Genomic DNA, 18,291 nt, shown 5'->3' with positions numbered 1-18,291 from the left:
GGCAAGACGGTATCTACAGGAAATTACCGTGCGTATGTTTGTGTGGCTTTTGCTTTGTGTGACGTAAACAAATTCTATAAACGACTAATTTGCGCCTTTCAAAAGTGACCCGCCGTATGGGCGGAAGGGGCCAATAGCCCCAAAAATCAAACGGATAAACCCAAAAAACTCACACATAAAAAAGCCCGGCCAATAACGACCGGGCATCTACACCCAAAGGAGCAACAAGGTGTCAGGCGGGGGGAAAACTCGTCAGATCACGTCAGATCAAACCTCAAGCCACCGCAGCCAACTGCGCTTTAGCCTGGTTCAGGCCTTTTTCATGGAAGTCCCCTCCCATGTTCAGCCCTTCAGCATGAATGAACGTCACATCATGAATCCCGATAAACGCCAACACCTGGCGCAGGTACGGTTCCTGATGGTCACTCGAGGCCCCGGCATGAATCCCGCCACGCGCCGTCAGCACGTAGGCACGCTTGCCAGTCAGCAGCCCCTGAGGCCCGGTCTCGGTGTATTTGAAGGTCACCCCGGCGCGCAGCACATGGTCCAGCCAGGCCTTGAGGGTGCTAGGAATGGCGAAGTTGTACATCGGCGCCGCCAACACCAGCACATCAGCCGCCAGCACTTCATCAGTCAGCTCGTTGGAACGCGCCAGCGCCTGCAACTCTTCGGCAGAACGCTGCGCTTCAGGCTTCATCCAGCCGCCGAGCAAATGGCTGTCCAGGTGCGGCACCGGATTCACCGCCAGGTCACGCTGGGTCAGCGTGTCCGCCGGGTTCGCCGCCTGCCACTGCGCGGCAAAATCCCGGGTCAGTTGACGGGAAATCGAATCCTGCTGGCGGGCGCTGCTTTCGATGATCAGTACACGGGACATGGGTTGCCTCCATCGGCGAAGTGGCTAAGTCAATGGAGGCAAGATTAGTGATTGACCTATCGATAAAAAAGCGTAAAAACTAGGCCAAACCTATCAGTTAAATCGTTTTATTGCGGTTTGCAGTCCAGGCTGACACGCAGCTTGATGATTTCGCGGTTGAACTTGGCGGTCACATCGACGCTTTTCTTCGCCGGGACCTGCACTCGACGCACACGCGGCGCTTCAGGCCCGTTGCGGAAGGTGACCTTGCACTGCGCGGCAACCTCGCCATAGTTGTTCAGGGTGATCGAGCCGATGTCACGGTCAGTGTCGTAGGCGGTGTAGTCGAGCTTGACGCCGTCCGTGGATTTTTCCACGTCGATGGGATAGGCCACGGCCGTGAGGGGCAGCAGTGCCAGCAATACCGCACAACATTTCTTCATACGACGCTCTCCATGTAAGAGCGCCAGCTTAGGACAACAGGAGCCGAAGATGAAAGCGCCACGCGTTACCCTGGATCAATGGCGAACCCTGCAGGCCGTGGTCGATCACGGCGGGTTTGCCCAGGCCGCCGAAGCGCTGCATCGCTCGCAGTCCTCGGTGAGCTATACCGTGGCCCGTATGCAAGACCAACTCGGCGTGCCACTGCTGCGCATCGATGGGCGCAAGGCAGTGCTCACCGAAGCCGGCGGCGTGCTGCTGCGCCGCTCACGCCAACTGGTCAAGCAGGCCAGCCAGCTCGAAGACCTCGCCCACCACATGGAGCAAGGCTGGGAAGCCGAGGTACGCCTGGTGGTCGATGCCGCCTACCCTAACGCCCGCCTGGTCCGCGCCCTCAGTGCATTCATGCCGCAAAGCCGTGGCTGCCGGGTGCGCCTGCGTGAGGAAGTGCTGTCCGGCGTGGAAGAGGTGCTGCACGAAGGCATCGCCGACCTTGCCATCAGCAGCTTCAGCATTCCCGGCTACCTGGGCGCCGAACTCAGCGCCGTGGAATTCGTCGCCGTCGCCCACCCCGAACACCCACTGCATCGCCTCGGCCGACAACTGAGCTTCCAGGACCTGGAAAGCCAACTGCAGGTGGTCATCCGCGACTCCGGCCGCGCCCAGCCGCGCGATGTCGGCTGGCTCGGTGCCGAACAACGCTGGACCGTCGGCAGCCTGGCCACCGCCGCCACCTTCGTCAGCAGCGGCCTGGGCTTTGCCTGGCTGCCACGCCACCTGATCGAGCGCGAGCTGCGCGAGGGCGTGCTCAAGCCGCTACTGCTGGATCAGGGTGGCAGTCGTCACCCGCTGTTCTACCTTTACTCGAACAAGGACAAACCCCTGGGCCCGGCCACGCAAATTCTCATCGAGTTGCTGCGCAACTTCGATACCGCGCCGCTGGACGTGCCTTTCGCTGCCCCCGCCCAAGCCTGACAGGATGCGCCATGGCCTACTTCGAACATGAAGGTTGCTCGCTGCACTACGAGGAATACGGCCAGGGCGAACCCCTGGTATTGCTCCACGGGCTAGGCTCCAGTTGCCAGGACTGGGAAATGCAGATCGCGGAACTGGCCCGCCACTACCGCCTGATCCTCATGGACATTCGCGGCCATGGGCGCTCCGACAAGCCGCGCGAGCGCTACAGCATCCCCGGCTTCAGCGCCGACCTGATGGCCCTGCTGGAACACCTGCAAACCGGCCCGGTGCACTTGGTGGGCCTGTCCATGGGCGGCATGGTCGGTTTCCAGTTTGCAGTCGATCACCCCGAGTGGCTGCGCAGCCTGTGCATCGTCAACAGCGCCCCCGAGGTCAAGGTGCGCAGCCGCGACGACTACTGGCAGTGGGCCAAGCGCTGGACCCTCGCCCGCGTGCTCAGCCTGAGCACCATCGGCAAAGGCCTGGCCGCCCGCCTGTTCCCCAAACCCGAACAAGCCGAGCTGCGACGCAAGATGGCCGAACGCTGGGCACGCAATGACAAGCGGGCCTACCTGGCAAGTTTCGACGCCATTGTCGGCTGGGGCGTTGAGGAACGCCTGGGGCGAATTACCTGTCCTACACTGGTCATCAGCGCCGACCACGACTACACCCCGGTAAAGCTCAAGGAGCGCTATGTCAGCCTGATCCCCCACGCGCGACTGGCGATCATCGACGATTCACGGCACGCTACGCCGCTGGATCAGCCACAACGCTTCAACCAGACGTTGCTGCAATTTCTCGCAGCCACTTCCACCACCCCTCAAGGATCATTGAGTTCATGCTGAAAAAAATCCTCCTGGCCGCCTGTTCGGTCGCCTTCGCCACCAGCCTGATGGCTGCCGACAAGCAACCGCACGTGCTGCTGGAAACCAGCTTCGGCCAGATCGAAGTGGAACTGGATACCGTCAAGGCGCCAATCAGCAGCAAGAACTTCCTGGAGTACGTCGACAGCGGCTTCTACTCCAACACCATTTTCCACCGGGTGATTCCGGGCTTCATGGTCCAGGGCGGCGGCTTCACCGCGCAAATGCAGCAAAAGCCGACCAAGGACCCGATCCGCAACGAAGCCAGCAACGGCCTGCACAACACCCGTGGCACGCTGTCGATGGCGCGTACCTCGAACCCGAACTCGGCGACCAGCCAGTTCTTCATCAACGTTGCCGACAACGCCTTCCTCGATCCGGGCCGTGACGCTGGCTATGCCGTGTTCGCCAAGGTGGTCAAGGGCATGGACGTGGTCGACCAGATCGTCAACTCGCAAACCACCACCAAATCAGGCATGCGCGACGTACCGGTCGATCCGATCATGATCAAGTCTGCCAAACGCATCGACTGATCCCTGAGTTCACAGGGATGTGAACCCCGACCAGGCCGGTCGACTAGCCGACAGGAGTTACCGTTTTCATGTTGTTCCGCCGTTTTGAGCAGTTGATCGATATCTTCCGTGATGCGCCGACGGCGGCGCCGCCTGGCACCGTATTGCCCTTCTACCTGTATTACCTGCGCCAGGTCTGGCCGAGCTTTGCCGTGCTGCTGGTGGTCGGCCTGATCGGTGCGCTGATCGAGGTGGCGCTGTTCAGCTACCTGAGCCGGATCATCGACCTGACCCAGGGCCCGGCGAATGCGAACTTCTTCAGCGATCACGCCGGCGAGCTGATTTGGATGCTGGTGGTAACGCTGCTGCTGCGGCCGATCTTCACCGGCCTGCACGACCTGCTGGTGCACCAGACCATCAGCCCCGGCATGACCAGCATGATCCGCTGGCAAAACCACAACTATGTGCTCAAGCAGAGCCTGAATTTCTTCCAGAGCGATTTTGCCGGGCGCATTGCCCAGCGCATCATGCAGACCGGCAACTCGCTGCGCGACTCGGCGGTGCAGGCGGTGGACGCGCTGTGGCATGTGCTGATCTATGCGGTCAGCTCGCTGGTGTTGTTCGCCGAGGCGGACTGGCGGCTGATGCTGCCCCTGCTGACCTGGATCGCCTGCTACAGCGCCGCGCTGTACTACTTTGTGCCGCGGGTGAAAGCGCGCGCGGTGATCTCCTCCGATGCGCGCTCCAAGCTGATGGGGCGCATCGTCGACGGCTACACCAACATCACCACCCTCAAGCTGTTCGCGCACACCGACTACGAGCGCCAGTACGCCCGCGAAGCGATCAGCGAGCAAACCGAAAAAACCCAGCTGGCCAGCCGGGTGATCACCAGCATGGACATCGTCATCACCAGCCTCAACGGCCTGCTGATCGTCACGACCACCGGCCTGGCCCTGTGGCTGTGGACGCAGTCGCTGATCAGCGTCGGCGCCATTGCGCTGGCCACTGGCCTGGTGATCCGTATCGTCAACATGTCGGGCTGGATCATGTGGGTGGTCAACGGCATCTTCGAGAACATCGGCATGGTCCAGGATGGCCTGCAGACCATCGCCCAGCCGGTCACCGTGACCGACCCGCCGAATGCCCCGGCATTGAAGGTCGAGCGTGGCGCTGTGCGCTTCGAGAATGTCGACTTTCACTACGGCCAGGGCAACCGGATCATCGACAACCTCAACCTGGATATTCGCCCAGGCGAGAAGATCGGCCTGATCGGGCCATCGGGGGCCGGCAAGTCGACCCTGGTCAACCTGCTGTTGCGCCTGTATGACCTGGAGGGCGGACGAATCCTGGTCGATGGCCAGGACATTGCTCATGTTACCCAGGCCAGCCTGCGCGCGCAGATCGGCATGATTACCCAGGACACCTCGCTGCTGCACCGCTCGATCCGCGACAACCTGCTGTACGGCAAGCCGGACGCCAGCGAAGAACAACTGTGGGAAGCGGTGCGGGGCGCGCGCGCAGACGAGTTCATCCCGCAGTTGTCCGATGCCCAGGGGCGTACCGGGTTCGATGCGCATGTGGGTGAGCGTGGGGTCAAGTTGTCGGGTGGGCAGCGTCAACGTATCGCGATTGCGCGGGTGCTGTTGAAGAACGCGCCGATCCTGATCATGGACGAGGCTACGTCAGCGCTGGACTCGGAAGTGGAGGCCGCGATCCAGGAGAGCCTGGAGACGCTGATGCAGGGCAAGACCGTGATCGCCATTGCTCACCGCCTGTCGACCATCGCCCGCATGGACCGGCTGGTGGTGCTGGAGAAAGGTCGGGTGGTCGAGGTGGGCAGCCACAGTGAGCTGCTGGCGCATCAAGGTTTGTATGCGCGGTTGTGGCATCACCAGACCGGTGGATTTGTCGGGGTGGATTGAGGGCCTCATCGCCGGCAAGGCCGGCTCCCACATGGGCCAACACTACCCTGACAATCTCTGTGGGAGCCGGCCTTGCCGGCGATAGGGCCTTCAGACCTGGCGAAATGGCAATGCCGAACGCGCTTGCTCGGCATACCCCAACACCCCCACCCGCTCCTGCGCCAGAAAGTCTTCCACCGCCGACCTCAGCCCCGGATGCAGCAAGTAGTGCCACGACCGGGTAATCACCGGTTCGAACCCGCGAATCAGCTTGTGCTCGCCCTGCGCCCCGGCATCAAAACGCTGCATCACCAGACAGGTGGGTTTGTCGGGGTGGATTGAGGGCCTCATCGCCGGCAAGGCCGGCTCCCACATGGGCCAACACTACCCTGACAATCTCTGTGGGAGCCGGCCTTGCCGGCGATAGGGCCCTCAGACCTGGCGAAATGGCAATGCCGAACGCGCTCCCTCGGCATACCCCAACACCCCCACCCGCTCCTGCGCCAGAAAGTCTTCCACCGCCGACCTCAGCCCCGGATGCAGCAGGTAGTGCCACGACCGGGTAATCACCGGTTCGAACCCGCGAATCAACTTGTGCTCGCCCTGCGCCCCGGCATCAAAACGCTGCATCACCAGACAGGTGGATTTGTCGGGGTGGATTGAGGGCCTCATCGCCGGTAAGGCCGGCGATAGGGCCCTCAGACCTGGCGAAATGGCAATGCCGAACGCGCTCCCTCGGCATACCCCAACACCCCCACCCGCTCCTGCGCCAGAAAGTCTTCCACCGCCGACCTCAGCCCCGGATGCAGCAGGTAGTGCCACGACCGGGTAATCACCGGTTCGAACCCGCGAATCAGCTTGTGCTCGCCCTGCGCCCCGGCATCAAAGCGCTGCAGGCCCTCGGCAATGGCAAAATCCATCCCCTGATAAAAGCACGTCTCAAAGTGCAGCCGGTCAAACTCGGCCAGGCAGCCCCAGTAGCGCCCATACAGGCTGTCTCCACCGACCAGGCTGAAGGCCATCGCCACCTCGCGCCCCCCCTGCACCGCCATGACCACGCGAATCGCCTCGGGCATGCCCTCGGCCAACAGACTGAAGAACTCCCGCGTCAGGTACGGCGCCCGCCGGCGCACCGCATAGGTATTGGCATAGCAGGCATACACGAAGTCCCACTGCGCCTCGCTCAGCTCACCGCCCCGGTACCAGACGAACTCGATCCCCTGCCCCGCCACCTGCTCGCGCTCCTTGCGCATCTGCTTGCGCTTGCGTGAACTGAGCCGGTCGAGAAAGTCCTGGAAATCCCGATAGCCTTCGTTGCGCCAGTGAAACTGACAGCCCAATCGCTCCATCCAGCCATCACGCCCGCGCAACACGCTATCCGCCGCTTCATCGGTGAAGTTCACGTGCATCCCCGACAAGCCGCGATCGAACAGCTCATCAGTCGCCTGATCAAGCAACTGCGCCACCGCCCCGGCATCACCCAGCAAGCGCGCACCGCCCACCGGCGAGAACGGCACCGCGCACAGCAGCTTGGGGTAATAGTCGATGCCGGCGCGCTCACAGGCATCGGCCCAACCTTGGTCGAACACATATTCGCCAAAGGAGTGGGTCTTCACGTACGCCGGAAACGCCGCCACCAGTTGCCCCTGGGCATTGCGCTGCACCTGGTGCATGGGCAACCAGCCGGTGTGCCGGCTGACGCTGCCGCTGGCTTCCAGGCTGTGCAGGAAGGCATGGCGCAGAAAAGGTTGCGCCGCCGGCACCAGGGCGTCCCAGGTGGCGGCATCGAGTTCGGCGAGCTGTTGCAGGATAAGGTTGGGCATCCGCGCAGTCTGCCCCGTCGCGCAGGCGAAAAAAAGCCCCACCGAGGTGGGGCTCAAGATTTAGCGGATGAAGGAGCGTTACTTAGAACACGTACTGCGCGCGCATTACGAAACCGTCGCCACTGTCGTCGCCGGCAGCGTTTTTCGCGTTTTCCACGTTAGCCTTGACGTATACGCCGCTCAGCTTGATCGCTTCGTTGGCGTACCAGTTCAGACCCACGTTGTGGACCTTGCCTTCGATGTCGCCAACGTTGGCGAATGCACCGTTGTCGTCATCAGCGCTGAGGTGGTCATAGCGGTAGAAGACTTCCCAGGCACCAATCTGCTTGTTCTGCGGCTTGATGCTGTCGAACTTGCCGAGCTTGTAGCCACGGGCTTCACCGGTGATGGTGTAGGCCACTTGACCGTAGTAACCGTCAGCCTTGATGTCCTTGTAGGCAGCGCCGTCAGCTTCGACGGTACGCTTGACGTATTCACCCTGTACCGAGAACGGGCCAGTAGCGAAGGCGGCTTCCAGGCCCCAGGCCTTGTCAGTGTCGTAAGCGCCGGCCGGGGTGTTGTTGGCGCCAGCCAGGGTCAGGCGGTTGCCGTTGGTGCCGGCATCCTGGCCACCGTCGGTGCTCACACCACGCATGCCCAGACGGCTGCGGATACGACCATCGAACGCGGTGTCAGACAGATCACGCTGAGCGTAGTTGACGCCGAAGTGCAGGACGTTGCCCGAGTCGTGCATCGGGGCGAAGACGGCACGCAGGTTGAACTGCTTGGTGCTGTCGCCGTCCTTGTCCTGGTTGGTGGCGTCCTTGGCAAACATACCGGCCGAACCGTACAGCGAGTCGCCAACGTTGCCCGAAGCCTGGATACCCAGACCACCGTTGTGCGAGTTGGTCCAGTCGACCAGATCGTACGCGGCGTTACGCTCTTGTGCGGTTACCCACTTGGAGCTGGTGGCTTTTTCCAGGCCGAACTCAGGGTCGAAACGACCGATCTTGATCGACACTGGCTTGAAGCCGTTGTACGCCAGCGAAGCTTCGTCGAAGTAGCCGTCCTCAGAGCGGTTGTCACCGCCGGAGTTGTGCGAGAAGTCGTAGGCAATCTGGTAAGCCCAGTCGGTGTACATCACACCGCCCAATTCCAGGTAAGCACGACGGAAGTAGCCGGCGTCGGCAGTGTTGCCATTGTTGGTGTAGAAACCGTCGAAACGGCTGTAGTCAGCCTGGATCCGACCGCCCAGCTTGAAGCTGAATTCCTTGTCGGTGGTAGCGACCTCGAGGCCACCCTTGGTCTTGACTACGATATCGGCGCCGTCGGTAGTCACGGTGCCCGCGAAAGCCTGGGCGGTAACGGCCATTGCCAAAGCGCTGGCTACGAAACCGGCGAAGTGCTTACGGATCATCGAAGTTGCTCCCCTAACGTTTATGGTCTTGATTACGTTGAAAAAACACGCGGCTCAGGCCACTTGTGCTGGGGAGGAATCTTGGCGATAGGGGATGTCAGATTGGTGGCTATTAGATAAAGATTTTGTGACAACGGAACTTTTTACTTCGAATACGAATAAGCCGAAAGACCCCATTGCAGGGCCTCGCAGCGGGTTTTCACGGCCTGTTGCGGTTGCGATGGGCCTCGGTCATGCGCTGGACGAGTTCGTCAGTGTCATCTACCACCGGCTCCGGCATGGCCTTGATCGTCGCCTGGGCCAGGCGCATCTGCTTGATGAAGCGGCGGCAGTTTTTGCAGAACAGCAGGTGCTGCCGGGCTTGCAGGTAGCCGGCAAAGGTCAGTTGTCCATCCAGATAGTCGCTTGAGCGCGCGACCAGTTCCTTGCAGCTCAGCATTGGCCGGTATCCTCGAAGTGTTCCAGGGTGGCGAAGACCTTCAGCCTCGCCCGGTGCAACAGCACGCGGACATTGGAGAGCGATATCTCCAAAAGATTACAGATTTCCTCCAATTCCAGCCCTTGACGCTCGCGCAACAACAATACGCTGCTTTGCAGGTTGGGCAGGCCGATCAGGGTTTTTTCCAGGCACTCGCGCAGCTCTTCCTGGCTGAGCAAGGCTTCAGGGGTGTCTTCGTGCCAGGAGGAAGGCGCCAGCAGCCAGTGGCCGTCACCGGAGAACCGTTCGGCGCCAATGGTGCCATGGGGCGACGGCAGGTCATCGAGCAGCACCTCGCGGCGGTTCTGCTTGTAGCGCGTCTTGGCGGCGTTGGCCGTGATGGTCAACAGCCAGGTCTTGAGGCTGGAACGCCCCTGAAAGCCCGGCAGGCTGCGTACCACCGCCAGCCAGGCATCCTGCACGGCCTCGTCGGCCTGGCGGCTGCCCAATATGGCGTGAGCCACGGCGCGCATGGCGCCCTGGTAGGTCGTTACCAGTTCCCTGAAGGCCTGCTGGTCTCCGACCAGCAGGCGCTCAAGCAAGCGTGCTTCAATTTCGACTGACATTGCCACCTCATCCTGAACGTGCCCAATGGACGTCGATGAGTGCAGCTTGTTACAGCCGAACTCAACGTTTGCGCAAAATCACGCTACCGATCGAATAACCGGCACCAAAGGAGCTAAGCACACCCAGCGCACCCTGGGGCAGATCGTCCTGGTGCTTGTGCAGGGCAATCACCGAGCCGGCCGAGCTGGTGTTGGCGTAGGTGTCGAGAATTACCGGGGCTTCTTCTTCCAGCGCGTCACGACCCAGCAGCTTCTTGACGATCAGGTGGTTCATGCTGAGGTTGGCCTGGTGCAGCCAGAAGCGCTTGACGTCGCCGACGTTGAGGCTGTTCTCGGCCAGGTGCTGGGCGATCAGCTCGGCAACCATCGGGCAGACCTCGCGGAACACCTTGCGGCCTTCCTGCACGAAGAGTTTGTCCGAGGCGTTGGCGCCCTCTTCCGCCGCGCGGTTGAGGAAGCCGAAGTTGTTGCGGATGTTGTTGGAGAACTGCGTCAGCAGCTTGGTGCTGACGATGTCGAACTGATGTTCCGAAGTCGCCAGGTCGGCACGCTCGACCAGCACGGCCGTGGCCGCATCACCGAAGATGAAGTGGCTGTCGCGGTCGCGGAAGTTCAGGTGGCCGGTGCAGATCTCCGGGCTGACCACCAGCACGGAACGGGCCTGGCCCAGTTGCACGCTGTTGCAGGCGGTCTGGATGCCGAAGGTGGCCGAGGAACAGGCAACGTTCATGTCGAAGCCGAAGCCGTTGATGCCCAGGGCCATTTGCACTTCGATGGCGATGGCCGGGTAAGGACGCTGCAGGTTGGAGCAGGCGACGATCACCGCGTCGACGTCAGCGGCGGTGCGGCCAGCGCGCTCCAGGGCCTGCTTGGCCGCAGCAACGGCCATTTCGCAGAGGATCGACGGCTCGTCGTTGGCGCGCTCGGGCAGGCGCGGGGTCATGCGCTGCGGGTCGAGGATGCCGGCCTTGTCCATGACGAAACGGCTCTTGATGCCCGAGGCCTTTTCGATGAAGGCGGCGCTGGACTCGGCCAGGGCCTGGACTTCGCCGCGCTCGATGGCGCCAGCGTTGTCGGCATTGAACTGGTTGACGTAGGCGTTGAAGGATTCCACCAGCTCTTCGTTGGAGATGCTGTTGGCCGGGGTGTACAGGCCGGTGCCGCTGATCACGACGTTATGCACGGTCGTTCCTCTGTTCGGGTTCGCGGCCGCTGCCTGGCGGGCAACGACCTGATCGGTTCGGTCAGCTGGCACGCCAGTGCCAACTCTTGCAGGCAATGAGCCCGGATCCCGGGGCCGCTGCCTGATGTTGCATTCGGTAAACGCGTGGCCGCTGCGGGTTTGCCCCAGCGGCCACGATTATCGGCCAAGTGTGCCACAACTTCGGGGGTTTAGGCTTCCACCTGACTCCACTGCTTGCTCAGTCGTTTGTCGGAAATCGGCACTTTTGTACCCAGTTGCTGGGCAAACAGCGACACCCGGTATTCCTCGAGCCACCAGCGGTAGAGCACCAGTTGCTCATCGCGCTTGCCTTCCTGGGCATGCTTGTCGGCACGGGCCTTGTATTGCGCCCACAGGCCGTTGAGCTCGCCGCTCCACACGCGGTCCTTCTGCACCTGGCTGCCGAGCTTCTCCAAACGCAACTCGACCGCCTTGAGGTAGCGCGGCAACTCCTTGAGCCAGGCACCCGGAGCTTCGCGGACAAAGCCCGGGTACACCAGGTGGGCCAACTGCTGCTTGATATCGTTCAGGGCAACCGCCTGGGCCAGGTCGATCTTGCCCTTGAAGCGTTTTTGCAGGCCGTGCCAGAGCTTGAGGATCTCCAGGGTCAGGCGGGCCAGGCGCTCAGCGTGCTCGGTCCAGCTGCCGCGCTTGCGCTCGGCCAGCGAGGCCAGCCCGGCGCCGTCACGCGGCAAGGTGCTTTCACCTTCAAGGATGCAACTGTCGAGGCTGGCCAGGAGGATGTCCTCGATCAGCGCATCGACACGCCCCAACTCGCGGTACAACAGCCCCAGCTCGGTCTGCCCCGGCAGCTTGCCGCGCAGGAACTTGGCCGGCTCGGCCAGTTGCTGCAGCAGCAGGCGTTGCAGGGCCCGGCGATGTTGATACTCCGCCTCGGCCAGGGTCGAGAAGCGCCCTTCCTTGACCGTGCCGCCCTCTTCCACCAACGCGGGGTAGACCGTCATCGACAGCCCGGCGATCTTCTGCTGGGTGGACTGGGCGATCTCGGCGAAGACTTTGGCTTGCACCGGCTGCTGGCTTTTCGCCGATTGCGGCACGGCCAGCGCGGCCTGGCTGGCCGCGACGAAGCGTGCGGTCAGCTCGGCGAAGTCGCGGCCTTCGCCGAGGAACTTACCCTGGCCATCGACCACTTCGATGTTCATCTTCAGGTGGCCTTCGACCTGCGCGGCCGACTCGGCCCAGGCTTCATCGCTAACCCGCGCGCCGGTCATGCGCAGCAGCTCGCGACCCAGCGCCTGGGGCAGCGAGCCCTCGCCGAAGGTCATGCGCGGCAGCGCCGCCTTGACGAAGTCCGGCACCGGCACGAAGTTCTTGCGCAGCGCCTTGGGCAGGTTGCGCACCAGGGCAATGCACTTGGCTTCGAGCAGGCCGGGCACCAGCCATTCCAGGCGATCGCCCGGCAAGCTTGGCAACAGCGGCGCCGGGACGCGCACGGTAACGCCGTCACGCGGGTGATTCGGCTCGAAATGGTAGGTCAGTGCCAGGCTCAGGTCGCCCAGGCGCAGGGTGTCCGGGTACTGCGCGGCGGTGACTTCACTGGCCTCGCGGGCCAGCACGTCTTCTTCGCGCATGATCAGCAGCTGCGGGTCTTTCTGGCTGGTCACCCGGTACCAGCTGTCAAAGGTCGCGGTCTGGTGGATCTCGGCCGGCAGGCGCGCTTCGTAGAAGCCGTAGAGGGTTTCTTCGTCGGCCAGGATGTCGCGCCGACGCGCCTTGGCTTCCAGCTCGTCGAGCTGCTCCAGCAGGCGGGTGTTGGCCGCCAGGCACTTGGCCCGCGACTGGATCTCACCGCCCACCAGCGCTTCGCGGATAAACAGCTCACGGGACATCTGCGGGTCAATCGGGCCGTAGTGCACGGCGCGGCGCCCCACCACGATCAGGCCGTACAGCGTGACCTGCTCAAAGGCCACCACCTGGCCGCGCTTCTTCTCCCAGTGCGGCTCGAAGTGGTTCTTCTTGATCAGGTGCCCGGCCAGCGGCTCGATCCAGTCCGAATCGATCTTGGCGACCATGCGCGCATAGAGCTTGGTGGTTTCCACCAGCTCTGCGGTCATCAGCCATTGCGGGCGCTTCTTGCCCAGCCCGGAGGACGGGTGTATCCAGAAACGCCGCTGGCGCGCGCCAAGGTAGTCGCCGTCTTCGCTCTTCTGGCCGATCTGGCTGAGCAGGCCGGAGAGGATCGCCTTGTGCAGTTTCGGATAGTCCGCCGGCTCCTTGTTGATGCTCAGTTGCAGGTCGCGGCAGATCAGGCTGAGCTGACGGTGCGAATCGCGCCATTCGCGCAGGCGCAGGTAATTGAGGAAGTTCTTGCGGCACCAGTTGCGCAGCGGGCTGGCGGTCAGCGCCTGGCGCTGCTCTTCAAAGCCGCGCCACAGGTTGACCAGCGCGGCGAAGTCGGAATCGACGTCCTTCCACTGCGCATGGGCCTGGTCCGCTGCCTGTTGCCGCTCGGGCGGACGCTCGCGCGGGTCCTGCACCGACAGCGCACTGGCGACGATCAGCAGTTCCTGCAGGCTGCCCTGCTTGGCGCCTTCGAGCAGCATGCGGCCCAGCCGTGGGTCCACCGGCAAGCGCGCCAACTGGCGGCCAAGCGGGGTCAGCTGGTTCTCGCGGTTGACCGCCGAAAGCTCCTGCAACAGGTTGAAGCCGTCACTGATGGCCTTGCCATCCGGCGGCTCGATGAACGGGAAGGCATCGATGGCGCCCAGGTGCAGATGGAGCATCTGCAGGATCACCGCCGCCAGATTGGTACGCAGGATTTCCGGGTCGGTAAACGCCGGCCGCGCGTTGAAATCCTCTTCGCTGTACAAGCGCACGCAAATGCCCGGCTCGACCCGGCCACAGCGGCCCTTACGCTGGTTGGCACTGGCCTGCGACACCGCCTCGATCGGCAGGCGCTGGACCTTGGCGCGGTAGCTGTAGCGGCTGATGCGCGCGGTACCGCTGTCGATCACATAGCGAATGCCCGGCACGGTCAGCGAGGTTTCCGCGACGTTGGTCGCCAGCACCACGCGGCGGCCCGGATGGGACTGGAAAATCTTCTGCTGTTCAGCCGGCGACAGCCGCGCATACAGCGGCAGGATCTCGGTATGGCGCAATTGCGCCTTGCGCAGCATTTCTGCGGCGTCGCGAATCTCGCGCTCGCCCGGCAGGAACACCAGCACATCGCCCGGGCCCTTGCCGTTGCCACGCTCGTACGCGGCAATTTCATCGAGGGTGGCCAGGATCGCCTGGTCAACCGTCAGGTCGTCCTCGACGCGGTTGCCTTCCTCGTCCTGCTCGCTGGTCAGCGGCCGGTACCAGGTGTCCACCGGGTAGGTGCGGCCCGACACTTCGATGATCGGGGCATCGTTGAAGTGCTTGGAGAAACGCTCAAGGTCAATGGTCGCCGAGGTGATGATGACCTTCAGGTCCGGGCGACGCGGCAGCAGGGTCTTGAGGTAACCGAGCAGGAAGTCGATGTTCAGGCTGCGCTCGTGGGCTTCGTCGACGATGATCGTGTCGTAGCGCTCAAGGAAGCGGTCGTGCTGGGTTTCGGCCAGCAGGATACCGTCGGTCATCAACTTGACCAGGGTATTGGCATCGCTCTGGTCTTCGAAGCGCACCTGGTAGCCGACCAGCGCCCCCAGTGGCGTGCCGAGCTCTTCGGCCACCCGCGTGGCAACGCTGCGCGCCGCGATCCGGCGTGGCTGGGTATGGGCGATCTGGCCATGCTGGCCACGCCCCAGTTCCAGGCAGATCTTCGGCAACTGGGTGGTTTTGCCCGAACCGGTCTCGCCGGCGATGATCAGCACCTGGTGCTCGGCGAGGACCTTCTTGATCTCGTCACGCTTGGCGGCAATCGGCAGGCTGTCGTCGTAACGGATGCTCGGCACGCTGGCTTTGCGCGCGGCGACCTGGTCGAAGGACGCCTGGACCTTCTCGGCCCACTGGGCGAGCTTGGCCTCATCGGGGCGCTTGCGCAGCTCGTGCAGTTGCCGACGCAGGCGATGGCGCTCGGCGATCATGGCGTGATCGAGGTTTTTCAGCAGTTGCTCGATGGCGGTGTTCTGGTCAGTCATGACGTCTTTTTAATAATGCAGGTGAGCCTGCTTTTACATGATCGGCTTGGTTTGGCCGGGGATTGTCGCAGATTTGCCGGCCCTCGGCACGACGCAACGGCGGCGGGCTTTGTTTAGCCGATGATTATCTGAAGGTATACAAACGCTGATTTAATGAACCTTCGACGGCATGGGAGTATCCGGGCATGACTTCACCCCTGAGCTCGCCCCGCCCTACCACGCAGCCTTCGTTCCCGAAGGTGCGGGCCCGCTCTGGTGAAAATCCGCTGGTGCACATCATCCTCGCCTTCTGGGCCTTGTGGCACTGCCGCCATGCCCGCCCACCAGACACCCGACTCGCTGCTGACTGAACCTGCTGGCCGACCTTCGGCCGGACTTCCTGTCGATCCGACTGAGCGCTTTACGCGCTGGGTCAAGAGCGCCCCGAGGCGCGAGCGAGCACCCCATGTCTTTTGCCCCCCTGGCCCAGGCCGAGGCTTTCCTGGCTGCCAACCCCGATATCGAGATGGTCGAGCTGTTCATCCTCGACGCCAACGGCGTGCCACGCGGCAAGCTGCTGCACCGCGAAGAGTTGCTGGCCGTGTATGAAAGCGGCCGGCCGCTGCCCAGCACCATCCTCGGCCTGACCCTCAATGGCGAAGACGTCGAGAACTCCGGGCTGGTCTGGGACGTGGGCGATATCGACTGCCGCGCCTACCCACTGGAGGGCAGCCTGGTGCGCCTGCCGTGGCGACAGATGCCGACGGCAGCCGTGCAGGTCAGCATGCACCCCAGCGAAGGCCTGCCGGCAACCGTCGCCGACCCGCGCCAACTGCTGGTACGGGTGGTCGACGCGCTCAAGGCCGAGGGTTATCACCCGATCATGGCCTGCGAGCTGGAGTTCTATCTGCTCGATCAGAAGCGTGACCCGCAAGGCCGCCCACAGCCGGCCCTGGACAATGACGGCAACCGCCCACGCGGCACCCAGGTCTACGGCCTGCGCGAGCTGGAACAGATCGAGCCGTTCCTTGCCGACCTCTACGCAGCCTGCAAGGCCCAGGGCATTCCGGCACGCACGGCCATCTCCGAATACGCCCCCGGCCAGGTTGAGATCACCCTGGAACATGGCGACGCCCTGCTGGCGATGGACCAGGCCGTACGCTACAAGCGCGTGGTCAAGGGCGTGGCGCACAAGCACGGCATGCAGGCCTGCTTCATGGCCAAGCCGTTCGACGACCTGGCCGGCACCGGCATGCACATGCACGTGAGCCTGGCCGACGCCGACGGCAACAACCTGTTCGCCAGCGAAGACAAGGCCGGCACGCCGCTGCTGCGCCAGGCGGTGGGCGGCATGCTTGAGTTGCTGCTGGATTCGCTGTTGCTGTTCTGCCCGAATGCCAACTCCTACCGGCGCTTCCAGGCCAACAGCTATGCCCCGCTGGCACCGACCTGGGGGGTCGACAACCGCACCGTGAGCCTGCGCGTACCCGGCGGCCCGGCGCATACACGGCATGTCGAGCATCGCATCTGCGGTGCCGACGCCAACCCGTACCTGGCCGCCGCGGCGATTCTCGCCAGCCTGCACCACGGCATTCGCCAGCAGCTCGACCCGGGTGCACCGGTCGAAGGCAACGGCTATGCCCAGGCCAAGGTACTGCTGCCCACCGACTGGCTGACCTCGCTGAACGCCCTGGAGCGTTCGAGCTGGGCCCGTGAAGCCTTCGGCGAGGCGTTCCTGCGTGTGTACCTGGCCGTCAAGCGCGCCGAATACCGTCAGTTCATGGCCGAAGTCGGCGAGCAGGACTGGCGCTGGTACCTGACCCAGGCTTGAAACGATCTACCCAGAATTTGCCAAGGACCTTGTTGATGAATGCAGCCCTGAACCACAGCCCTGCCCAGCGCAGCGCCTCTTACTACACCGCGAGCCTCAACGACAGCACCGAGTACCCGAGCCTGCAAGGCACGGTACAGGTCGACGTAGTGATCATCGGCGGCGGCTTTACCGGCGTGGCCAGCGCCGTGGAGCTGGCCGAGCGCGGCCTGAAAGTGGCCATTGTCGAAACCAACCGGATCGGCTGGGGCGCCAGCGGGCGCAACGGCGGCCAGGTCACTGGCAGCCTGTCGGGCGATGAAGCCATGCGCAAGCAGATGCACAAACGCCTGGGCGATGAGGTCGACGACTTCATCTGGGCCCTGCGCTTTCGTGGCCACGACATCATCCAGCAACGGGTGCAGCGTTATGGCATCGACTGCGACCTCAAGCACGGCCACCTGCATGCGGCGATGAAGCCATCGCACATCACCGAGTTGCAGGCATTCCACGACGAAGCGCAGCGCCGTGGCATGGGCGACAAGGTACAGATGCTCGACCGCAGCGAGGTTGGTGAACTGCTGGAAAGCCCGCTGTACCTGGGGGCGTTGAAGAACCTGCGCAACCTGCATATCCACCCGCTCAACCTGTGCCTGGGCGAAGCCCGTGCAGCGCATGAACTGGGCGCGCTGATCTTCGAGAATTCCGAGGTGCTGGAGATCGTCCACGGGCCGAAACCGGCCGTGGTGACTGCTCAGGGTCGCATCGAAGCCAAGCAGGTGCTGCTGGCGGGCGACGTGTATCACAAGCTGGAAAAACGCCAGCTCAAGGGCAAGATCTTCCCGGCCATGGGCGGCATTGTCACCACGGCGCCACTGGGCGACCTGGCCAAGCAGATCAACCCGCAGGATTTGGCGGTGTACGACTGCCGCTTCGTGCTTGATTACTACCGCATGACGGCGGATGGGCGTTTGTTGTTCGGCGGTGGCGCGAACTATTCGGGACGTGACTCGCGGGATATCGCCGGGGAACTGCGGCCGTGTATCGAACGTACGTTCCCGGCGCTCAAAGGTGTGCCGATCGAGTTCCAGTGGAGCTGCGCCATGGGCATCGTGGTCAACCGCATCCCGCAGTTGGGCAAGCTGTCGGAGAACGTCTGGTACTGCCAGGGGTATTCCGGGCACGGCATTGCGACCAGCCACATCATGGGCGAGATCATGGCCGAGGCCATTACCGGGACACTGGAGAAGTTCGATACCTTTGCCGGCTGCACGCACATCAAGGTGCCGATGGGCGATGTGCTGGGCAACCCGCTGCTGGCGGCGGGGATGTGGTACTACCAAATGCTTGAGAAATTGCGCTGAAGGGGCACGCCTGCCCCACAGGTATCAGCAACACTGCAAACCCT

General features: G+C 63.1%; 14 protein-coding genes and 2 pseudogenes. 6 read left to right on the top strand and 10 right to left on the bottom strand.

Annotated features, from left to right (window positions below):
- Positions 1-274: 274 nt before the first annotated feature.
- A complete protein-coding gene (locus M5G11_RS26120) occupies positions 275-874 on the bottom strand; it encodes an FMN-dependent NADH-azoreductase (RefSeq protein WP_273914089.1) in 600 nt (199 codons plus the stop codon).
- A 107-nt stretch (positions 875-981) separates the two neighbouring features.
- Positions 982-1,296, bottom strand: a complete 315-nt coding sequence (locus M5G11_RS26115) for a 3-phosphoglycerate kinase (RefSeq protein ID WP_273914090.1) — start codon at positions 1,294-1,296, stop codon at positions 982-984.
- Between the two features lie 49 nt (positions 1,297-1,345).
- Between M5G11_RS26115 and M5G11_RS26110 the strand changes: the two genes are divergently transcribed.
- From M5G11_RS26110 to M5G11_RS26095, 4 genes are all read left to right on the top strand, one after another.
- Entirely contained in the window at positions 1,346-2,269 is a 924-nt protein-coding gene (locus M5G11_RS26110) for a PA3225 family LysR-type transcriptional regulator (RefSeq protein ID WP_273914091.1), read from the top strand.
- 11 nt (positions 2,270-2,280) lie between these two features.
- Positions 2,281-3,096 (top strand): alpha/beta fold hydrolase, encoded by an 816-nt coding sequence (locus M5G11_RS26105; RefSeq protein WP_273914092.1) that lies wholly within the window; start codon positions 2,281-2,283, stop codon positions 3,094-3,096.
- Positions 3,090-3,647, top strand: a complete 558-nt coding sequence (locus M5G11_RS26100) for a peptidylprolyl isomerase (protein WP_273914093.1) — start codon at positions 3,090-3,092, stop codon at positions 3,645-3,647. Before M5G11_RS26105 ends, M5G11_RS26100 begins: the two co-directional genes overlap by 7 nt.
- A gap of 68 nt (positions 3,648-3,715) precedes the next feature.
- Positions 3,716-5,548, top strand: coding sequence for an ABC transporter ATP-binding protein (locus tag M5G11_RS26095; protein ID WP_273914094.1), 1,833 nt, complete (start codon positions 3,716-3,718; stop codon positions 5,546-5,548).
- A 90-nt stretch (positions 5,549-5,638) separates the two neighbouring features.
- Here the strand turns inward: M5G11_RS26095 and M5G11_RS26090 are convergent.
- The 8 genes and pseudogenes from M5G11_RS26090 to hrpA form a co-directional block, all read right to left on the bottom strand.
- Positions 5,639-5,836, bottom strand: a pseudogene (locus M5G11_RS26090) (peptidogalycan biosysnthesis protein); the annotation flags it as partial.
- 123 nt (positions 5,837-5,959) lie between these two features.
- Positions 5,960-6,157: pseudogene (locus M5G11_RS26085) on the bottom strand (peptidogalycan biosysnthesis protein); the annotation flags it as partial.
- A 68-nt stretch (positions 6,158-6,225) separates the two neighbouring features.
- A complete protein-coding gene (locus M5G11_RS26080) occupies positions 6,226-7,350 on the bottom strand; it encodes a GNAT family N-acetyltransferase (protein ID WP_273925409.1) in 1,125 nt (374 codons plus the stop codon).
- Between the two features lie 82 nt (positions 7,351-7,432).
- Positions 7,433-8,746 carry an OprO/OprP family phosphate-selective porin gene (locus M5G11_RS26075; protein ID WP_273909143.1) on the bottom strand — a complete coding sequence of 438 codons (1,314 nt, stop codon included), beginning with the start codon at positions 8,744-8,746 and terminating at the stop codon, positions 7,433-7,435.
- 199 nt (positions 8,747-8,945) lie between these two features.
- The gene (locus M5G11_RS26070; RefSeq protein ID WP_273909144.1) at positions 8,946-9,185 is read right to left on the bottom strand and encodes a zf-HC2 domain-containing protein; all 240 of its coding nucleotides are present in this window, start codon (positions 9,183-9,185) and stop codon (positions 8,946-8,948) included.
- Complete coding sequence (locus tag M5G11_RS26065) at positions 9,179-9,790, bottom strand: RNA polymerase sigma factor (protein WP_273909145.1); 612 nt, start codon at positions 9,788-9,790, stop codon at positions 9,179-9,181. The genes M5G11_RS26070 and M5G11_RS26065 overlap by 7 nt, the downstream gene beginning before the upstream one ends.
- A 61-nt stretch (positions 9,791-9,851) precedes the next feature.
- A complete protein-coding gene (locus M5G11_RS26060) occupies positions 9,852-10,973 on the bottom strand; it encodes a beta-ketoacyl-ACP synthase III (RefSeq protein WP_273909146.1) in 1,122 nt (373 codons plus the stop codon).
- 209 nt (positions 10,974-11,182) lie between these two features.
- Positions 11,183-15,094, bottom strand: coding sequence for an ATP-dependent RNA helicase HrpA (gene hrpA / locus M5G11_RS26055; RefSeq protein WP_273909147.1), 3,912 nt, complete (start codon positions 15,092-15,094; stop codon positions 11,183-11,185).
- Positions 15,095-15,539: 445 nt separating this feature from the next.
- Here hrpA and M5G11_RS26050 point away from each other — a divergent pair, with 445 nt between their 5' ends.
- Both M5G11_RS26050 and M5G11_RS26045 read left to right on the top strand, forming a co-directional pair.
- Positions 15,540-16,904 carry a glutamine synthetase family protein gene (locus tag M5G11_RS26050; RefSeq protein WP_273909148.1) on the top strand — a complete coding sequence of 455 codons (1,365 nt, stop codon included), beginning with the start codon at positions 15,540-15,542 and terminating at the stop codon, positions 16,902-16,904.
- Between the two features lie 35 nt (positions 16,905-16,939).
- Entirely contained in the window at positions 16,940-18,247 is a 1,308-nt protein-coding gene (locus M5G11_RS26045) for an NAD(P)/FAD-dependent oxidoreductase (RefSeq protein ID WP_273909149.1), read from the top strand.
- The last annotated feature ends 44 nt before the right edge of the window (positions 18,248-18,291 follow it).

It is taken from the genome of Pseudomonas fontis, assembly GCF_028656955.1.
Lineage (GTDB): Bacteria > Pseudomonadota > Gammaproteobacteria > Pseudomonadales > Pseudomonadaceae > Aquipseudomonas > Aquipseudomonas fontis.
The sequence above is the reverse complement of the archived record's forward strand: the minus strand, read 5'-3'. Positions and strand labels throughout refer to the sequence as shown.

Excerpts from the sequence above, each read along its gene's own strand:
- M5G11_RS26120 (WP_273914089.1), bottom strand. The coding sequence starts at position 874 with ATGTCCCGTGTACTGATCATCGAAAGCAGCGCCCGCCAGCAGGATTCG.
- M5G11_RS26115 (WP_273914090.1), bottom strand. The coding sequence starts at position 1,296 with ATGAAGAAATGTTGTGCGGTATTGCTGGCACTGCTGCCCCTCACGGCC.
- M5G11_RS26110 (WP_273914091.1), top strand. The coding sequence starts at position 1,346 with ATGAAAGCGCCACGCGTTACCCTGGATCAATGGCGAACCCTGCAGGCC.
- M5G11_RS26105 (WP_273914092.1), top strand. The coding sequence starts at position 2,281 with ATGGCCTACTTCGAACATGAAGGTTGCTCGCTGCACTACGAGGAATAC.
- M5G11_RS26100 (WP_273914093.1), top strand. The coding sequence starts at position 3,090 with ATGCTGAAAAAAATCCTCCTGGCCGCCTGTTCGGTCGCCTTCGCCACC.
- M5G11_RS26095 (WP_273914094.1), top strand. The coding sequence starts at position 3,716 with ATGTTGTTCCGCCGTTTTGAGCAGTTGATCGATATCTTCCGTGATGCG.
- M5G11_RS26080 (WP_273925409.1), bottom strand. The coding sequence starts at position 7,350 with ATGCCCAACCTTATCCTGCAACAGCTCGCCGAACTCGATGCCGCCACC.
- M5G11_RS26075 (WP_273909143.1), bottom strand. The coding sequence starts at position 8,746 with ATGATCCGTAAGCACTTCGCCGGTTTCGTAGCCAGCGCTTTGGCAATG.
- M5G11_RS26070 (WP_273909144.1), bottom strand. The coding sequence starts at position 9,185 with ATGCTGAGCTGCAAGGAACTGGTCGCGCGCTCAAGCGACTATCTGGAT.
- M5G11_RS26065 (WP_273909145.1), bottom strand. The coding sequence starts at position 9,790 with ATGTCAGTCGAAATTGAAGCACGCTTGCTTGAGCGCCTGCTGGTCGGA.
- hrpA (WP_273909147.1), bottom strand. The coding sequence starts at position 15,094 with ATGACTGACCAGAACACCGCCATCGAGCAACTGCTGAAAAACCTCGAT.
- M5G11_RS26050 (WP_273909148.1), top strand. The coding sequence starts at position 15,540 with ATGTCTTTTGCCCCCCTGGCCCAGGCCGAGGCTTTCCTGGCTGCCAAC.
- M5G11_RS26045 (WP_273909149.1), top strand. The coding sequence starts at position 16,940 with ATGAATGCAGCCCTGAACCACAGCCCTGCCCAGCGCAGCGCCTCTTAC.